This window comes from Sutterella faecalis (assembly GCF_006337085.1).
Lineage (GTDB): Bacteria > Pseudomonadota > Gammaproteobacteria > Burkholderiales > Burkholderiaceae_F > Sutterella > Sutterella faecalis.
Window position 1 is genome coordinate 965599 of the sequence record NZ_CP040882.1, and the last position, 17385, is coordinate 982983.

Annotated in this window: 16 protein-coding genes; 12 read left to right on the forward strand and 4 right to left on the reverse strand. The window is 60.3% G+C overall.

Features of this window, described 5'->3' with window-relative positions; genetic code table 11:
- The first annotated feature begins 176 nt into the window (after positions 1–176).
- The 7 genes from FG381_RS03845 (at position 177) to FG381_RS03875 (ending at position 8583) form a co-directional block, all read left to right on the forward strand.
- Positions 177–578 carry a hypothetical protein gene (locus FG381_RS03845; RefSeq protein ID WP_139687618.1) on the forward strand — a complete coding sequence of 134 codons (402 nt, stop codon included), beginning with the start codon at positions 177–179 and terminating at the stop codon, positions 576–578.
- 21 nt (positions 579–599) lie between these two features.
- The gene (gene uvrC / locus FG381_RS03850; RefSeq protein ID WP_139687619.1) at positions 600–2546 is read left to right on the forward strand and encodes an excinuclease ABC subunit UvrC; all 1947 of its coding nucleotides are present in this window, start codon (positions 600–602) and stop codon (positions 2544–2546) included.
- Between the two features lie 40 nt (positions 2547–2586).
- Complete coding sequence (pgsA, locus tag FG381_RS03855) at positions 2587–3231, forward strand: CDP-diacylglycerol--glycerol-3-phosphate 3-phosphatidyltransferase (protein WP_139687620.1); 645 nt, start codon at positions 2587–2589, stop codon at positions 3229–3231.
- Between the two features lie 181 nt (positions 3232–3412).
- Positions 3413–6070: a GDYXXLXY domain-containing protein gene (locus tag FG381_RS03860; RefSeq protein WP_139687621.1), complete on the forward strand. Its 2658-nt coding sequence runs from the start codon at positions 3413–3415 to the stop codon at positions 6068–6070.
- Positions 6067–7191: an elongation factor P maturation arginine rhamnosyltransferase EarP gene (earP, locus tag FG381_RS03865; RefSeq protein WP_139687622.1), complete on the forward strand. Its 1125-nt coding sequence runs from the start codon at positions 6067–6069 to the stop codon at positions 7189–7191. Before FG381_RS03860 ends, earP begins: the two co-directional genes overlap by 4 nt.
- Before the next feature lie 143 nt (positions 7192–7334).
- On the forward strand, positions 7335–7892 hold the full coding sequence (gene efp, locus FG381_RS03870) for an elongation factor P (protein WP_139687623.1): 558 nt from the start codon (positions 7335–7337) through the stop codon (positions 7890–7892).
- A gap of 274 nt (positions 7893–8166) precedes the next feature.
- On the forward strand, positions 8167–8583 hold the full coding sequence (locus FG381_RS03875; protein ID WP_139687624.1) for a deoxycytidylate deaminase: 417 nt from the start codon (positions 8167–8169) through the stop codon (positions 8581–8583).
- A gap of 88 nt (positions 8584–8671) precedes the next feature.
- Here the strand turns inward: FG381_RS03875 and FG381_RS03880 are convergent, their stop codons facing one another.
- On the reverse strand, positions 8672–9775 hold the full coding sequence (locus FG381_RS03880) for an amidohydrolase (protein ID WP_139687625.1): 1104 nt from the start codon (positions 9773–9775) through the stop codon (positions 8672–8674).
- A 185-nt stretch (positions 9776–9960) separates the two neighbouring features.
- Between FG381_RS03880 and FG381_RS03885 the strand changes: the two genes are divergently transcribed.
- The 5 genes from FG381_RS03885 (at position 9961) to FG381_RS03905 (ending at position 13446) form a co-directional block, all read left to right on the forward strand.
- The gene (locus FG381_RS03885) at positions 9961–10323 is read left to right on the forward strand and encodes a nitrous oxide-stimulated promoter family protein (protein WP_174857853.1); all 363 of its coding nucleotides are present in this window, start codon (positions 9961–9963) and stop codon (positions 10321–10323) included.
- A gap of 17 nt (positions 10324–10340) precedes the next feature.
- The gene (locus FG381_RS03890) at positions 10341–10670 is read left to right on the forward strand and encodes a hypothetical protein (RefSeq protein ID WP_139687627.1); all 330 of its coding nucleotides are present in this window, start codon (positions 10341–10343) and stop codon (positions 10668–10670) included.
- A 214-nt stretch (positions 10671–10884) separates the two neighbouring features.
- The gene (locus tag FG381_RS03895) at positions 10885–11880 is read left to right on the forward strand and encodes an amidohydrolase family protein (protein WP_139687628.1); all 996 of its coding nucleotides are present in this window, start codon (positions 10885–10887) and stop codon (positions 11878–11880) included.
- Positions 11881–11910: 30 nt separating this feature from the next.
- Positions 11911–12585 (forward strand): orotate phosphoribosyltransferase, encoded by a 675-nt coding sequence (locus FG381_RS03900; protein WP_139687629.1) that lies wholly within the window; start codon positions 11911–11913, stop codon positions 12583–12585.
- A 201-nt stretch (positions 12586–12786) separates the two neighbouring features.
- Complete coding sequence (locus FG381_RS03905; protein WP_139687630.1) at positions 12787–13446, forward strand: response regulator transcription factor; 660 nt, start codon at positions 12787–12789, stop codon at positions 13444–13446.
- A gap of 34 nt (positions 13447–13480) precedes the next feature.
- Here FG381_RS03905 and FG381_RS03910 read toward each other — a convergent pair whose 3' ends face one another.
- The 3 genes from FG381_RS03910 to tadA are packed head-to-tail and all read right to left on the reverse strand — an operon-like array spanning position 13481 to position 17306.
- A complete protein-coding gene (locus FG381_RS03910) occupies positions 13481–15412 on the reverse strand; it encodes a hybrid sensor histidine kinase/response regulator (RefSeq protein WP_139687631.1) in 1932 nt (643 codons plus the stop codon).
- Complete coding sequence (locus tag FG381_RS03915) at positions 15409–16386, reverse strand: S66 peptidase family protein (RefSeq protein WP_139687632.1); 978 nt, start codon at positions 16384–16386, stop codon at positions 15409–15411. Before FG381_RS03915 ends, FG381_RS03910 begins: the two co-directional genes overlap by 4 nt.
- Entirely contained in the window at positions 16383–17306 is a 924-nt protein-coding gene (tadA, locus tag FG381_RS03920) for a tRNA adenosine(34) deaminase TadA (protein ID WP_139687633.1), read from the reverse strand. Before tadA ends, FG381_RS03915 begins: the two co-directional genes overlap by 4 nt.
- Positions 17307–17385: the final 79 nt, after the last annotated feature.

Sequence of the window (17385 nt, forward strand, 5' to 3'; positions counted from 1 at the left end):
CCATTGCATCTTATCTATTGAAATCATTGAGAAATTTTTACGTCTTTCGGGGAGTTTCCCGACGCCTTTCTTAAGTCCCGGGAGCGGGCCTTTTATAATGGTCCGCTCATCATTCATCATGCCGGCCGAGCGGGATCTCCGCTGATTCCTGTTCTGAGGCCCCCACGTATTCAAAAATGCGCACTTTTCTTCGCTCCGCTCTTCTTCTCTCGCTTTCTGCCGGCATCCTTTCCGGGTGCGCAGCCGTGAACGAGGAGCACCAGAACTTTGCCAACCGCAAGATTGATATCGTTCCGGTCGTCGGAAGCATCTGGCGCATCACCGCAACGTTCCCGGGCTACGAGTCCTCCACCGGCATTGCCGACTATATCTATGAGCGCGCACAGGCCTTCTGCGGCGAACGCGGCATGGGGATGATGCCTCAGACAGGCTCGAGCTCCGCAGCCGGCGCCGACGGCACGCCCGCTCAGGCATGGCTTGAATTCCGCTGCTCCGCTCCCGAAAAGGTCGAGCGCGAATATCAGCCGATCAAGCTGCACTTCGATCTTGAGGACGAAGACGAAAAGAAACGGCGCTGATCCGCTTTCCGACGCTCTCAGATGTCTTCTGAAGTTCTGCCGGCTCCAGGCACGCCCGCGGACGACGGCCTTTGCGCTTCCGTCCCGGAGCCCGCCTTCGATCCCGCCCGGGAGGTCCGCACGCTCCCGCATCTCCCCGGGTGCTACCGCTATTTTGCTAAGGACGGATCCTGCCTCTATGTCGGGAAGGCCCGGGACCTCAAGAACCGCGTTTCGTCCTACTTCAGGCGCACGGGGCTTTCGCCCCGCATTGCGCTCCTGGTCGCAAAAATTGCGCGGCTGGAAACGACGGTCACCCGCTCGGAAGCCGAGGCGCTTCTTCTCGAAAACAACCTCATTAAAACGCTTCATCCGCGCTACAACATCCGTCTGCGCGACGATGCCAGCTACCCCTACATCCGGATCGGCGGGGAGGAATTTCCGAGGCTTTCCTACTACCGCGGCGGCGTCGACCGCAAATCCCGGTTCTTTGGTCCTTATCCGAGCTCGAGCGCTGCCCGCACGGCGATTGAAATGCTCCAGAAGGCGTTTCTCCTTCGCACCTGCGAGGAGTCTGGCTTCAAAAATCGCCAGCGGCCGTGCCTTCTCGGACAGATCGGCCGGTGCTCAGCTCCCTGCTGCGGCCGCATCTCGGTGGAAGACTACCGTGCGGACTGCCGGCGCGCGGAGGATTTCCTTTTAGGACATTCCCGCGAAGTATTGGATGAGCTCGAAAAACGCATGTGGGCGGCCTCTGAAGCCTGGGAGTTTGAAGAGGCGGCGAAGCTTCGCGACCGCATTGCGTCTCTCACACAGATGCGCCACCAGCAGGCGATTGAAACCACGGGCGGCGATATCGACGCCGACATTGCGGCAGCGGCCGTGCGCGACGGCGCGGCCGCCATCAACCTCGCAATGGTGCGGGGCGGCCGGCACTTGGGCGACCGGGCGATCTTCCCGAAAATCGGCACGCGCGAGGACGGGGCCTTCCCATCCAAGGGAGAGCTGATCGAAGCCTTCGTGAGCCAGCATTATGCGGATCTGCCTATCCCGGCGCTTCTCATCATTGAGCCCGATCCGGAGGATCCGGAACTCCCGAAGCGCTTGTCTGAGCTTCTCTCCGAACTCGCGCACCGCCGCGTTCCCGTCGTGACCGAACCCCAGGAAACGCGCCGTAGGTGGCTCGAAATGTGCGTCCAGGGGGCGGAGATCGCCCTCATGAGGCACCTTCAGGAAGAAGGCACACAGCTCGCGCGCTTAAAGGAACTGATTGAAATCCTCGGACCCGGATTTGAACCCCCGAGCGGCGACCCGATGGATTTTTCGGCCGAATGCTTCGACATTTCGCATACCCAGGGCGAAGCGACCCAGGCCTCCTGCGTCGTCTTCCGCGAGGGCCGCATGCAGAGCTCGCTCTACCGGCGCTTCAACATTACGGGCGTTGAACCCGGCGACGACTACGGCGCCATGAAGCAGGCGCTCGAGCGGCGCTACGCGCCCGTCGCGCGTGGAGAGGCCGAGCTCCCGAGCCTCGTTCTCATCGACGGCGGCAAGGGACAGGTCGAAATGGCGCGCGAAGTGTTTGCGGAATACGGACTTGACCCGTCCGTCATCGTCGGCGTCGCCAAGGGCGAAGGACGAAAGACGGGTCTGGAGACCCTCGTCTTCCCGCTCATTGACGGCGAGCGTCGCGAACCGCTCACACTGGGCCTCATGTCAAAAGCACTAATGCTAACGGCGGAAATTCGCGACGAAGCCCATCGATTCGCCATTACCGGCATGCGCGCCAAGAGAGCCAAGGCGCGCAATGCCTCAAAACTTGAGGATTTCGAGGGTATCGGCCCCAAGCGCCGCGCTAAACTACTTTCGCATTTCGGCGGCATGAAGCAGCTCAAGAACGCTTCGGCCGAGGATATCGCGCAGGTGCCGGGCATATCCCGCGCGCTCGCATCCAAAATCTACGCTCAACTGCATCTGTGCAGCCGATAGACGCCGGCGGTGAGACCGCCTCCTAAATTTTTCTTGCCCGATGAAGCTCAAGCCTCCCTTCAAACTCAACGTGCCGATGGTGCTTACCTGGATCCGAATAGCACTCATCCCGGTCGTGATCGGAATCTTCTACCTGCCCGATTCCCTTGTTCCGATCCATCTGCAGAACATCATCGCCTGCGTGGTCTTCGTCGTTGCCGCCGTCACGGATGCGCTCGACGGCTTCCTTGCCCGCCGCTATGAGGGGTGGGCGACGCGCATGGGGGCCTTCCTCGATCCCATCGCCGACAAGCTTCTCGTTGCGGCCGCTCTCGTTGCCCTCGTGGGGCTCGACCGCTGCGACATGGCGATTGCCATGATCATCATCGGCCGCGAAATCACCGTGACCGGCATCCGCGAATGGATGGCGAAGATCGGCGAATCGGGCCGCGTCAAGGTGAACTGGTACGGGAAATTCAAAACCATTGCCCAGATGACGGCCATTCCCTGCCTCCTCTGGTTCGATCCGTTCCTCGGCATTCCCGTTGCGCTCATCGGCGAATGGCTCATCATCATCGCCGCCGTGCTCACCATTTATTCGATGTACGTGTACCTGCGCGCCGCCGCGCCTTTCTTTGAGGAAGCCCGCGCCCAGCGCGCCGCGCTGAGAGCGCAGAAAGCTCAGGCGCAGAGTCAGGGATCCTGATCAGGAAAAAAGCGCATCACTGATCCACCGTTTTCCTTTCAAGAGCGGCGCGCACTCTGGATACTCCGAAGTGCCGTCGCTTTTTCGTTTCATGAGCGAAGAGAAGATTATTTCCCCTTCGGACGAAAAGAGCGCGTCTCTTTCAGATGAATCCTCCCGTCCGTCCGCCGGGACCGTCCATTTGCTTCAGGCACCCGCAAAGCCCGGGCACCTTCCTCCTCCGGAGAAGCCGGCGCTTCTGCCGCCGCCGGCTGCTGACGAGCCTCCGGCGCTGCCGCCTGAGGAACCTGCTTCACTTGGTGGAGCGCCCGCAGAGGCTGATGAGGAGTCTGCCCCGTCGGAGAAGAGAGAACCCGTTTCTCCAGCCGCAGAAGCAAGCCGGGAAGATCCCGAAGCGCGTGCCGCCGGTGAAGAATCACCTTTAGCCCGCAGCTCATTTGCCGGACTTCTCGGCACTTTGGGGGGCCTCTCGCTTTCCGCTACGCTCCTTCTTTTCGCTGCGGCTCATTTTCTCGGCTGGAGCCCTCTCGTCCGGCTTTCCTTTTTCGGAAGCCTTGCCGTCGCCGCCTTTCTTCCGCTCATTCTCCTGCGGAACTCCGGAAAGCTCACCCGCGACATTTCCGCATCTGCCGGCGGCCTTCTTCTGGGACTCTTTCTCGTCGTCATCGGCCAGACCTGGCAGACGGGAGAAGGTGCAGCCTCCCTCATGCTCGCCTGGTCGGGGCTCCTCATCCCATGGCTTCTCTACGCCAGGCGCCCCATCATGTTTTTGCTCTGGTTCGTCGTCACGCTCACAGCGGCTTGTCTCCAGGGCGAACAGATGGCGGAGAGCTTCGGGCTTCTTGAGAAGCTCCTCCCGGCGGCATTCCTCTCCTTCACTGCCGCGCTTCTCTTTGCCGTCATTCAATGGAAATCCTCTGGTTCCGCCATTCGCGCGGCCGGGATGCTGCCGGCAGCCTCCGCGGCGCTCCTCCTCGGCATTGTTCCGGCTGTCGACCTTGAATACGGGGTTTCCGGCACACCGTCGCTCCTCTCACTCGCTTACTTCGCAGGAGCCCTGATTTTTTCGGCCGCCGCTTTCTTCTCAAAGCGCCCCGAACTGCGCGCCCTTGCGCTTCTCACGCTCCTCGCCTGGGTGAACGGATTCGTGGTTCGCTTCGGCGAGAGCGCTCATATTGCGAGCGACGAAGGGCTCCTTTACATATTGACGCTCCTCAACGGCCTCGTCTTTCTCGGGTGGATCCTCTTTCGCGCCAAACGAACCCGCCTCCAGAAGGACGGTGCCGGCGACACTCAGAACTTCCTCGACTGGATCTGCCGCCGGATTCCTCAGACGGCCGGCGCCCTCATGGGTGCAGCGGCCGCGCTCCTGCTCGCCGCAACCATCTTCACGCTCTTTTCGCTCTCCGGGTCCGCTGCAGGGAGCATTCTCCTCGCCTGCGGCGTTCTCATGGAAATCGCGAGGAAAATTCAAGCTTTCCGGCAGAAGAGAGCTTCTGAGCTTCCGCAGTTTTCCGCCCTGCGGATAATCGCCTTTACCCTCGCGGCAGCAGGCTGGGTCGTCCTTGGCGGAAGCCTCTCAAGCGCTTCGGCTGTCGGGATTCTCATCGCGATCGCGCTCATTGCGGCGGCGCTTTATCGATCCCGCATTGCGCTCGTCGCCGCTTTTCTCGTCGGAGCGCTCTCGCCCGACTTCCAGAATCCCTGGTTCCTTTACCTTCCGGCTGCTGCTTCAGGCGCCTCTGCGGTCCTCATTGCCGTACTTCTCTTCGCACGCGAAAAGAGCGCCATGGAGCGCGAAGCCCTCTGGTGGCTTCCGGCGCTTCTTCTCGCTCAGTGGCTTCTCCCTCTTTTCGTGCAGTTCAGCATCATCAGCAAAGAGGCTCTCCCCCCTGAAGCTTCGCAATGGATTGGAGCGGCCGCGCTTCTCCTCACGGCTGCCGCCGCTCTGCTCAGAGACAAAAGGAATGCCCTTCGCACCGTGCTCGTTTTTGCGGGAGCCGCTCTTGCGGGCGCGGCATTTTCCGCGAGCGCCTCGCTTCTTCTCTGCCTTTCGGCAGCCGCCGCTTATGCGTTGAAGCGCAGACTTCAGCCCGGCGTTCTTTTTCTCATCCTCTCACTCGCGCTTCTGGAATGCGGCCGCGTCTACTGGCAAAGCCCGGAGAGCGGCGTCAATCTGCTCCTCAAAGGCGCAGTGATGCAGGGGGTTGCGGGCGCAGGGCTCCTCCTTTCCTGCCTTGCGCTCACGCTTCAGTCTGAAAAAGCTTCCGCACTGCGCGCTCAGCTTCATCTGAAGCTTCTCCCGCTTCTCATCCTCATCCTGACGAGCGCAGCGCTCTTTTCCTCGATTGCGGCCCGCACGGAAATTGCCGAGGCCGGCACCCGATACGCCGCGGAACTGATGCCATCAGACCCGAGGGACATCGTGATGGGCGACTTCATGACGCTCAATTACGCTGCCGACGGCCGCGAGGCGCTCGAAGCCTATCGGAAGGAAGCTTCAGCCCGGGGAAGCGATGCGGATTCCGACGATCGGGTTCTCTTCTGCGCGGCCGAGAAGGAGGGCGTTCTCACGATTCTCTCGGCGGCGGGCAACGGTGAGGCATGTCCCGCCGGGACGACGCTCCGGCTTCCAGCCGACCGGAATTCAAGCTGGCGCATGACGCCGAAGCTCCCGCACCGCTGGTTCTTCCCCTCGGGCGACGCGGAGCGCTTTGAGGGAGCTCGCTTCGCTGAGCTCCGTTGCCTCAAGGACCGCTGCCTCATCACTGGGCTCCTCGACAAAGAGAAAAAACCGATTTTGCCTTCCCAGAATTCTTCCGGACCGCAAGCGCCATGACTCAGTTTGAATCCACCGACATCTTCTGCCGCGTCATCGACAATTTCGGCGACGCAGGCGTCTGCTGGCGTCTCGCCCGGCGTCTTCTCTCGCTCGGCGTGAAGCGCATCCGCTTCATCACGGACCACCCGGAAGTGCTCGCGAAGCTCGCTCCGGATGCGGAAAAGCTTGCCCGGGTCGTTCCGTGGGATTCCTTTGCGCTCGAAGCCCAAAAGCCCGGCTTTGAACCCGCAGACCTTGTCATCGAAACCTTCGGCTGCCGTCTTCCTGAAAGCTACGACGAAGCGCTCGCCCGAAAGCGCGCGCTCGCGATCGCGGCCGATCAAAGGCCCCCCTTCTACTTCAATCTCGACTACCTCTCCGCCGAAGACTGGGTGGAGGAGAGCCACAACATCTCGGGACTTCACCCGAGGCTCGACCTTCCGAAGCTCTGGTTCTTCCCCGGCTTCACGGATCGGACGGGAGGCCTCCTGATTGAAGACGACTACGAAGCGGAGAAGGAAAGCTTCATGCCCGGGAAGAAGGACTTCCTTGCTTCCCTTCATGCAGGCCCGGAGCTCCCGACGCTTTTTGTCTTCTGCTACCCCGTGAACCGCGTGGAAGCCTTGGCAAAAGGCCTCGCGCTTTCCGACAAGCCCTGGAATGTTCTCATTGCTCCGGGAGAGGCCGGCGACAAGCTTGAAGGGCTTCTCAAAACGATCAACGCACGAGGAGACCGCATCCGCGCCGTGCGAACGCCCTTTCTGCCCCAGACGGAATTCGATCGTCTGCTCTGGGCGAGCGATGCCGGAATCATTCGCGGAGAAGACAGCTTCGTGCGCGCGCAGCTCGCCGGACTTCCGTTCCTCTGGTCGACCTACCCCACCGAAGACCATGCGCACCGCGTAAAGCTCGACGCCTGGCTCGATCGTTTCGTCCCCGAACTTCCCGCGTCCCTTGCCGAACGCTATCGGGCAACGAGCGTCGAATGGCTCGAGGGAGCGCTCTCGCCCGAAGGCTTCAGGGATTTTTTAGAGTTTGCACCAATGCTCAGGCCCGCGCTCGCTCAGTGGCAGAGGAAGCTTCTAAGCCGCGGGGATCTCGCCCGGCACATGCTGGAACGGGCCCAAAACGCGCTCTAGCTTAATCTCCGAGAAGGCAGTCAACGCAGATTCTGTCAATTTGATAGAATTACGTGCTTAAAGTTTTTTCGTCCTTGCGCACTTACAGGCAGAAAGCGTCGGGGACTCGCTCGCAAACTCTGCATTAGAGGAATTTTTCTCAAATGAAAACCGCACAGGAACTGCGCGTCGGCAATGTCTTCATGGTCGGCAAGGATCCGATGGTCGTCGTTAAGGCTGAATACTCCAAGGGCGGCCGTGGCGCCTCCACCGTCAAGATGAAGATGAAGAATCTTCTGACGAACGCCACCTCGGAAACCGTCTTCCGCGCTGACGACAAGTTCGAAGATCTCGTCCTTGACCGCAAGGAAGTGAACTACTCCTACTTTGCCGATCCGCACTATGTCTGGATGGACGGCGAATACAACCAGTACGAAGTCGACGCCGACGTGATGGCTGAAGCCCTCAAGTACCTTGAGGACAACATGCCCGCCGAATGCGTCTTCTACGAAGGCCGTCCGATCTCCATCGAACTCCCGACGATCCTCGTTCGCGAAATCGTCTACACGGAACCCGCCGTCAAGGGCGATACGTCCGGCAAGGTCATGAAGCCCGCCAAGCTCGCCACCGGCTATGAGCTCCAGGTTCCGGCCTTCGTCAACACCGGCGACAAGATCGAAATCGATACCCGCACGGGCGAGTACCGCAACCGCGTCAAGTAATTTGACAGGCTTGAGGAAGTACTCCTGAGGGTACGTTCCGAAGATCTGAAAGCCCGATGCTGAATTCGTTCAGACATCGGGCTTTTTGCACTTCCAGCCCACGAGTGGAAAATGACCACTCTATGGATTCATTTCGGCATTGATGGTTCGCCATGGCCGGATTCGGCTTCGATTTGATCCGCGGCATGCCGCACATTCGCCGTCAACGCATCACTTTCTTCGGCTTTCTTTGTTAAGGTGTATGAGGAAGCCCCGAAAAACCGCAAGAAATTCCATGGATATCATCAAAGATAATAAGATGTACATGCAGATCGCGCAGATTGCTGCTGAGCGCAGCTATGCAAAGCGCCTGCGCGTAGGCTGCGTCATCGTGAAGAACCATTCCATCATTTCCTTCGGCTGGAACGGCATGCCGACCGGATACGACAACTGCTGCGAAATGGAAGTCGACGGCAAGCTCGTCACCCGTCCGGAAGTGCAGCATGCAGAACTCAACGCCATTGCGAAGCTCGCTGAAAACGGCTACTCCTCAAAGGGCGCGGCAATCTTCATTACGCACAGTCCCTGCATCCACTGCGCGCTCCTCATTCAGAAGTGCGGCATTTCCCAGGTCTACTATCACGAGCTCTACCGGAGCCGCGAAGGTCTCGAATTTCTCGAGCGAGCCGGTATTGAAGTCCATCAGCTCTGAAAAAAACGGAATCCCCATTTGCGAAGGGATTCCGTTTTTTCCGGACCGTCAGAAGGGTCACGTTTCTACTGACGCGAGTGAAGCGCTATCAGCCGAGATGACGCAGCACCATGTTTTCGAAAACGTTGACGCCGAGCTTGAGAAGCGAATCATCAAAATGCATCGTCGCCGCGTGGAGCCCCGGCGTCGCGCCCACGCCGACGCCGAAGTAGGCGGCCTTCATTTCGGGGCGATGGAGCTTATAGAAGTGGAAGTCCTCGCCGCCGCCTCCGCAGTCGTGAGCGAGATTTTCTTCGCCCGCAGTCTCGCGGATCGCATCTGCAACCTCTGCGGTGAAGTCGTCGTCGTACCAGCAGGCCGGGCATAAGGAATTTCGAATCAGCTTTCCCTTTGCGCCGAAGGCTGCCGCAGTGCCGTTCACAACCTCTTCCATGCGCTTCAACAGCGCATCCATCAAGTCGTTCGTCTGCGCACGAACGTCGAAGGTAATGCGGGCCTTATCGGGAACCGTATTGGTTGCTCCCGCGTCGGCATGAATCTGCGTGGCCTTGGACGACCATGACATCTTCGGATCAAGCCAGATCGCCTGAACGCCCTCGATGACGGCGCAGGAAACATCAATCGCGTTGATGCCGAGATGCGGCCGCGAGGCGTGAGCACCGCGGCCCTCAATTTCGACAAAGACGGTAGCGGAAGCCGTGTGGCGGACTGCCGGGCAAAGCTTCCCTGCAGGCACATCCTGAATCGGGCGAATATGAGCGCCGAGGATCATGTCCACGTCGTCGATGACGCCCGCCCTGATCATTTCGGGAGCACCCTCGATCGTTTCCTCGGCAGGCTGGAAGAGGAGCTTCAGCGTGCCGCGGCGGACATTGTCCTTCAGGCGGCTTGCCGCTGCAAGCAGCATTGCCGTGTGGCCGTCGTGCCCGCAGGCGTGAATGCAGCAGGGCTTGCCGTCAATTACGAAAGGAAGCGCATCCATATCCGCACGAAGCATCATCACGGGACCGGGTTCCTTGCCGCGAATGATGCCGAGAACCCCGGTTGTTCCGCCCACATTGCGGTGGGTCTCAATCCCGAGTGCTTCAAGCTTCTCTGCAACATACGCGGCGGTCTTCTCTTCATGGAGCGCAAGTTCGGGCATCTCGTGAAGTTCGCGGCGAAGCGCCTGGGGATCATAAATCTCTGCCATAAGGAATACTCTGAAAGGAATAGTTGATGCACCTCACGCGCATCATTCTCAAGCGGGGGAAAGGAACTGCATAATCTCTTCTTTCCCGCGCCGCAGCTTTTCTGCGTGCGGTCCCTTTTGCTTTATACGCTTTTTTCCCGGTCAGAGACATGCCGAACGCTTCTACACCCGCGGGACGAGACAGAATGTCGCGCTTGAAAGACATCCCGAGACTTCGCGAGGAAGCGGAAACCATCCGCGTCATGACGGGCGAATACTGCGCACACTTTCACGGCACGGACGGGAAGAACCTCTGCCCGGCGTGCAGGGAATTTCTTGCCTACGCCCTCAAGCGCCTCGCCTGCTGCCCCTACGGCGGCGAAAAACCCGTCTGCGGGAAATGCAAAATCCATTGCTATAAGCCAGCGGAGCGCGAAACCGCGAGAAGCATCATGCGCTGGGCAGGCCCGCGCCTCATGTGGACGCATCCGAAGATGGCCTTCATTCACCTTCTGGATCTGAGGCGGGAAGCCCCGGAAAAGCCCCGCAACAAGGCGGCCAAGTCCTGAACGTCCGGTTTTTTGAAATGCTTCTTCTGATTCTTCCGATCCTCGCCCATGCGCTCATGACCGCGCACCTCCTCTTCAACGGCTTCGGCATCTGGTCCTTTGCGCCGCTTCTCGCGGTGATCCCGCTCTTCATCCGGCGCCCCGCAATGATCCGGCTCGAAAGCTTGCTCCTCCTCCTATGGGGTGCGGAATGGCTTCGCGCGGACTATGCGCTCGTCATGCGCCGCATGGCCTGGGGAGAGCCGTGGGTTACCGCCGCCCTCATTCTCGGCGCCGTCGCCCTCTTTTCCTTCCTCTCGGCGTTCGTTTTCAAAGCACCGAAACTGCAGCGCTTCTACAGAAAATAACCATATTTTTCAATGTAAAACAATAAGATCTATCGTTTCTACTCAGGGCGACCATTTGTCGACATGATGTAACAATTTGTATCTGCAGTTTGACTCTAAGGACATCTATCTATAAAGTCTCGACAATTTGTGCTGAGGAAACGCAGTCATGCGTACCCGGCTAATTCGTGAGGTTTTCTCCAATCAAAATCCCCCACTGGAAGGAGACAAGTCAATGTCCACGACTGACAACGCCCCTCTGACGATCCGCGACATGATCGAGCCCGCGATCAAGGCCGCCGGCGGCTGGGTCAATACCCATGCGCATGCCGACCGCGCCTACACCCTTTCGCCCGACGTGCTTGAAATGCGCCGCACCTGCACGCTGCAGCAGAAATGGGACGCGCTCGACCGCCTGAAGCGCGAATCGACGGAAGAAGATTTCTACCGCCGCTTCTCCATCTTCTTCGAAAATCAGATCGCTCAGGGCGTCACGGCGCTTGCGACCTTCGTCGACATTGACCCGCAGTCCGAAGACCGCGCCATCAAGGCCGGCATCCGCGCCCGCGAACACTACAAGGACCAGCTCACGGTCAAGTTCGCCAACCAGACGCTCAAGGGCGTGATTCATCCGGAAGCCCGCAAGTGGTTCGACATCGGCGCCGAACTCGTGGACATCATCGGTGCGCTTCCGAAGCGCGATGAACGCGACTACGGCAAGGGCGACGAAGCCTTCGACATCATCCTTTCGACGGCCAAGCGCCTCAACAAGATGGTTCACGTGCACGTCGACCAGTTCAACGAATCCCTCGAATACGAAACCGAGCAGCTCTGCGAAAAGACGATCGAGCACGGCATGGAAGGACGCGTCGTCGCCATTCACGGCATCTCGATCGGCGCGCACTCGAAAGCCTACCGCCAGCGTCTCTACGCGCTCATGAAGAAGGCGGGCGTCATGATGATTGCCTGCCCGACCGCCTGGATCGATACGCCGCGCTCCGAAGAGCTCGTTCCGATGCACAACTCCATGACCCCGGTCGACGAACTCGTTCCCGCCGGCATCACGGTTGCGCTCGGCACGGACAATGTCTGCGACGCCATGGTTCCCTGGAATGCCGGCGACATGTGGCACGAAATGACGACCCTTGCCACGGGCTGCCGCTTCGACTACTTCGATGAACTCGTGAAGATCGCTACGGTGAACGGCCGCAAAGTGATCGGCATCGATTAACACCCATCGTGACCTGGAGCCAAATAGAAAATGTACGTTTCACCCATCGCCAATGACATTCTCGCCGGCCACCTGATCAACTACGGTGCCGTTTCCTTCATGACGGATGCGCCGATGCGCCTCAAGTCGGGCCTCGTCACGCCGATCTACGTCGACAACCGTTCGCTCACGGGCCATCCGGACGCCTGGCGCGACATCATTGAGACCACGTGCTCGCGCATCGCGCAGCTCGGCCTCAAGTTCGACATCATCGCGGGCGTTGAAGGCGCGGGCGTCTCCCACGCCGCCGCGCTTGCCTATCGTCTCGGCAAGCCCTCGATCTTCGTGCGTCAGCGCGCCAAGACCTACGGCGACCACAGCCGCGTTGAAGGCACTTCGGTGAAGGGCAAGCGCGTCCTCATCATCGAAGACCACATCTCCACGGGTCTTTCGCTCCTCTCCGCCGTCGAAGGCCTCAAGGTCGAAGGCGCGATCGTTGAGGACTGCCTTGCGATCACGAGCTTCGGCATCGATGAGACGACGAAGCTCTTCGAGAAGGAAAACGTCACCTGCCACGAACTTCTCGACTTCACGCTCGTGCTCGAGAAGGCCGTTGAAGTGGGCAAGATCGACGACGCGAAGAAGATGCTCCTCATCGACTGGCTTGCGAACCCCTGGACCTGGGCGGCTCGCAACGGCCTCACGCCGACGGGCAATGAAAACTGATAGAGACGCTTCCTAGCGATCTTCATTCGGAACCGCTGCTGATTCCTCATCGGACCGGCAGCGGTTTTCTTTTGCGCATTCCCGTGTCGGAAAAGTCGCAAAATGACTTTTCTGCAAGCATTGGATGCACTATCGGCGCGCTAAAATTTTCTTTTGCATCCTGTTCCTTCACCGGCTTCGCTTTTTTCTCCCCCACCATTCATGAAGTACCTCATCGTTGACGACCACGCCCTCATCACGGGCGCCCTTTCGCTGATGCTTGAAGACCGCGACCCGGAGGCGGAGGTCCACACAGCCGCTACCGCCCGCGAAGCGCTTGATCTCGTGAATCGCGAGGGCGATGCCGATCTCCTCATCCTGGACCTCTCAATGCCGGACGTCACCGGCACGGAACTCATGGAAGAGATCGTCCGCATGCAGCCGATGCTCAAAATCCTGGTCGTTTCGGGGCTCGCCGACCAGGAGAGCATCATGCGCGTGCTTCAGCTCGGCGCCGCCGGTTTTGTGCCGAAGTCGCTCGACACCGAAATGCTCGGAAACGCCATTGACTTCGTGCTGAAGGGAGGCGTCTTCATCCCGTCGAAGCTCCTCACGGAATCCCAGAGGGTCGGGTTCTTCACCCGCACGGCGGCGCACCTGAAGTCGAGCGCTGAAGAGCCCGTGCACCTTACCGAACGCCAGAAGGACGTGCTTGCGCTCCTCGCTCAGGGCGCCCCCATCAAGCGCATCTGCCGCGAACTCGATCTCTCCGAAGGCACCGTGAAGACCCATGTTGCGGCGATCTATCGCGCATTCGGCGCTTCAAACCGCACGGAGGCGCTTCTTGCCGCGAGGCGCGCCGGGTTCGACATTGACCTGTGACGCGCTTGAGGCCAATTAAATCCTTTAAAAGACCTTACGCTCCCGGAGCGTCCGGCTGAGCTTCCTCAGCACGCGCAACTGAAATTGCAGCGGGTTCAACGCTTGCGGCAGCGCGCGCAATCGCGGCATTCAGCGCGACATCGGATGCGGGCTTCTGAAGGATGACGGGCATTCCTTTCGGAACCGGCTTTCCCGACTGCTTTCTCTCCCGATAATCGGCTTCAATCAGATCTCGCGCCACGGCAGTAAGAAGAACCGTCGGTATTTCCGCGCCGAGGCCGGCCTCAAGAAGGCCGGCCGCAGCCAGTCCCGTCACCTCGCCGTCTCCGAGGTTGTAGTCGGAAAGGAGAATCAGCCGTCCCCTGCGGGCACGCAGATCCTTCACCCGCTCAAGGAGGTCGTCCGCCCACGCTTCCGCGGCAATCACTTCCGCACCCCAGCTCGCGAGCTTGGCGCAGAGCGCTTCCTTGACGAAGGGATTGTCCTCGAGAAGAAGCGCTGCACCCTCAAGCCGCTCGATCAATTCGCTCGGCGGCGTGGCTTTCTCAAGGTACTTCACCTGCTCGCTCTCGTCGAGATTGAGGCCGAGCCGGAAAACGCTCCCCCGCCCCGGGTGCGAGCCGATCGAGAGATCAATGCCGAGCTGCCGGCAGATGCCCTTCACAATGGAGAGGCCGAGCCCAAAGCCGTCGCCGGGATTGCGCTTCCCGGCGGCCCCGCGGTAGAAGGTTTCAAATATCCGCCTCTTTTCTTCCGCCGTCAGACCCGGTCCTGCGTCGTAGACGCCGAGCGTCACGCGCGAGCGCCCGATCCGGCGCGCAGCCACCACCACTTCGGCTCCGGGCTTCTCGGTATAGCGGATGGCATTCGTGATCAGATTCTGCAATGCCCGGCGAAGCATGAGCCGGTCCGTGGTAACGGTCGCCGATATCGGCCGAACGCGAAGCCTCAGGCCTTTCTGTCGCGCAACCGGCCCGAATTCGCGCTCAATATCGGAAAAAAGCTCCGGAATGGAAATGGCTTCCGGGTGCAGCTCAAGGCGCCCGAACTCCATGCGCGTCACTTCCAGAACCTGCTCGACCAGGGTCGAGATCGAACTTGAGGTTCTTGTGATCTGCTCGATCACGGGCGCCGTCTGAGGCGTCGCCCGGCGCTTGAGGATGTCGAGAAAAATCCCCATCGCCTGCAGGGGCTGCCTCAGGTCATGATTCGCGGCAGCAAAGAACTGCGCGCGCCGCTCGCTTTCCTGCTGCGTTTTCCGGCGCGCGGCTTCAGAGCGCGAAACTTCGACCTTGAGCCGCTGCACGAGCCGCTCGTTCTGGTCGTCGTTCAGAATGGCCGAGAGCATCATCTCGTTGAGCCTGCGCCCGGAATAGAGCACGAACCCCGTGACGACAAGGAGAATGAGCGCCATGATGGTCTGCGAAATGCCGTACTGGGCGGCAACGGAAACCGTCACGGGCGCGAGCGACAGGAGCGTGAAGGCGGTTAGCGACGGCATCCAGCAGGAATAGACGGGCCAGCTCGCAAAAGTAACGGCAACGATCACCGCCACCACAACCACCTGATAGATCCCGGACTGAGGGAGCATCAATGCTGCGCCTGCGCCGCCCCAGATCAGTCCAGCGCTCGAAGCAAGAATCGTCCACCGTCGGATCCAGAGCCGAACGCGTTCCGCTTTTCTCGGATCCCGCCAGAAGGAGCGCACGAAAGCGAGCGAAATCCAGAGCTGCAGCAGCCCGAAAACCGCCCAGACGATCAGCCCCGATCTCGGCGCCTCGGTCGACCAGAAGGCGGCGGCGATGCCCGCCATGCCGATGAACTGAGCGGCAAGCGCTACCGGATAGAGCTTGAGCGATGTGAGAAAGAGCTTCACGAGCGTGCGAGCGGTAATGCTGCGCGAGGTCGGCAGGCTCATGAATGCCCTGAGAAAGTCGAAGATCGATCGGCGCGAAGCGAGCGTCATGACGGCATGCTCCAGGTGAGCGCGGCACTTGAGCCTTCGAGCACGAATTCCGCCGGAAGCCCCACGGGGAGCGTCGCCTTTCTCTCAATATGACCGAAGGGGAGCCCCGTCGCCATCGGAATGCTCTGCGGGAGCCGCGAGCGGATATAGCTCAGCGTGCGCGCCAGCGTCTGGTCGCCCTCGAAGCGCACGGCGTCGTCCGCATTCGTAAAGGCGCCCAGAAGTATCGCCTTCTGCTTATGGAGAATCCCGGCCTCAAGGAGCGTGAGGAGCATTCGTTCAACGCGATAAGCCGCTTCGCCCACGTCTTCGAGAAAGAGGATGCCGCCCTCTGTTTCCCGCTCCGGGAACCAGGGCGTGCCGAGAAGACTCTCAATGAGGCAGAGATTGCCGCCCCAGAGCGTGCCGACCGCGCGGAACTTCGCGCTTCCTCCGCCAAGCAGGGCGGGATCAGCTTCCCAAACGAGCGGACCGGGATTTTCGCCAAAAACGACGCGGAAGCGCTCCACCATAAAGGGATCGGGATTCGCAAAGCTCATCAGCATCGGCCCCTGCCAGGAAAAGCGCCCGGTCTTCGCAAGAAGCGCAAGATTGAAGGCTGTAAAGTCGGAAAAACCCACTGCGGGCACCCGGGCTGAAGCGATTTTGTCCCAGTCGAGAAGGTGAAGCACTTGCGTCATGCCGTAGCCGCCGCGAAGCGGCATCACGAGGTCGGCATCCGTCGATAGAAGCGCCGTCTCGAAATCGCGCGCGCGGACTTCGTCCGTTCCGGCAAAGCGCGCCGTCTGCTCGAAAACGCCCCCCATGAGGGTCGGAATCATGCCGAGCGATTCGATGGAGGCAATGGCCTTTTCGCGCCGTTCATGATCGATCTCTCCCCCTCGCGTGAGGACCTGGTAGGAAGGCGCCGGGATGATCACGCGGCGGGGAGGCTCAAAAGGCTTCAAAGCGCCGGAATCTGCTTGCTTCGTCATGACTGGGTTTTCTCCTTTCTTCTGCGGGCAAAAAAGTCCCGCATGAGCGCTTCGCCTTCCTCGCCGAGGACGCCGCCTTCAATCACGGGACGGTGATTGACGCCCGGAATGTCAAAGAGCCGGAAGGCGCCGGCAAGCGCTCCCCGGCGCGGGTCTCCGGCGCCATAAACGATCCTCGCGCACCGGGCTTCAGAGATTGCTCCCGCGCACATGGGACAGGGTTCCAAGGTCACGTAGAGCGTCGTCTGCGTGAGCCGGTGATTGCCTGCGGCAGAAGCCGCGCGCCTTAAGGCCAGCACCTCGGCGTGTGCTGTCGGGTCGCCCGTTCTGAGCGTTTCGTTGCCGCCTTTTCCAAGGACGCGGCCGTCCTCAACCACAACCGCACCCACCGGGATTTCGCCCGCTTCTGCGGCCTTGCGGGCCTCTTCGAGCGCGAGCTTCATAAAGCGGACGTCTTCCTCGGGATTCCCGGAGGGGCGCTTCGGCGCATTCGCCTCGCGGTTCTTCTTCTGCAGGGTTTCCTTCATCCGTGCGCGGCGCTCTTCGAGAATCACGCGCGCGGCTTCAAGGTCGTCGAGAAGTCTCGCAGCGGTGACGCCCGGGCGCGGCTCGAGCCGGATGTTGGCGGCGCCGTCCTGCGCTTCAACGAACCCTTCCGCCTTCGCGGCATCGAGCAGCTCTTGAGGGGAGGCCTTAAGCCAGTCGCCCGGGCCCGAAAGGAAGTTCTTCAGAGACTCGAGAAGAGACCCGATGGAAGGATTTTTTCCGACCTCTCCCAGAAGCGCCGCACCGGCGACGATTCGGCGGTCTTTGGGGTCTGCTGCAATGAGGGAGCTCAGAGGAATTCCCCGGCGGATCGAGAGCTCCGTAAAGCGTTCAATGTCGCTGATGGAAAAATCGGGATTGAAGAGCACGTACATCAGTGGCGTCTGGTCTCAAAAGTGGTTTTCCGTGCCGGCCATTTTACGTCCGCAGGCTCTATCGTCTCGGCGCAACTTT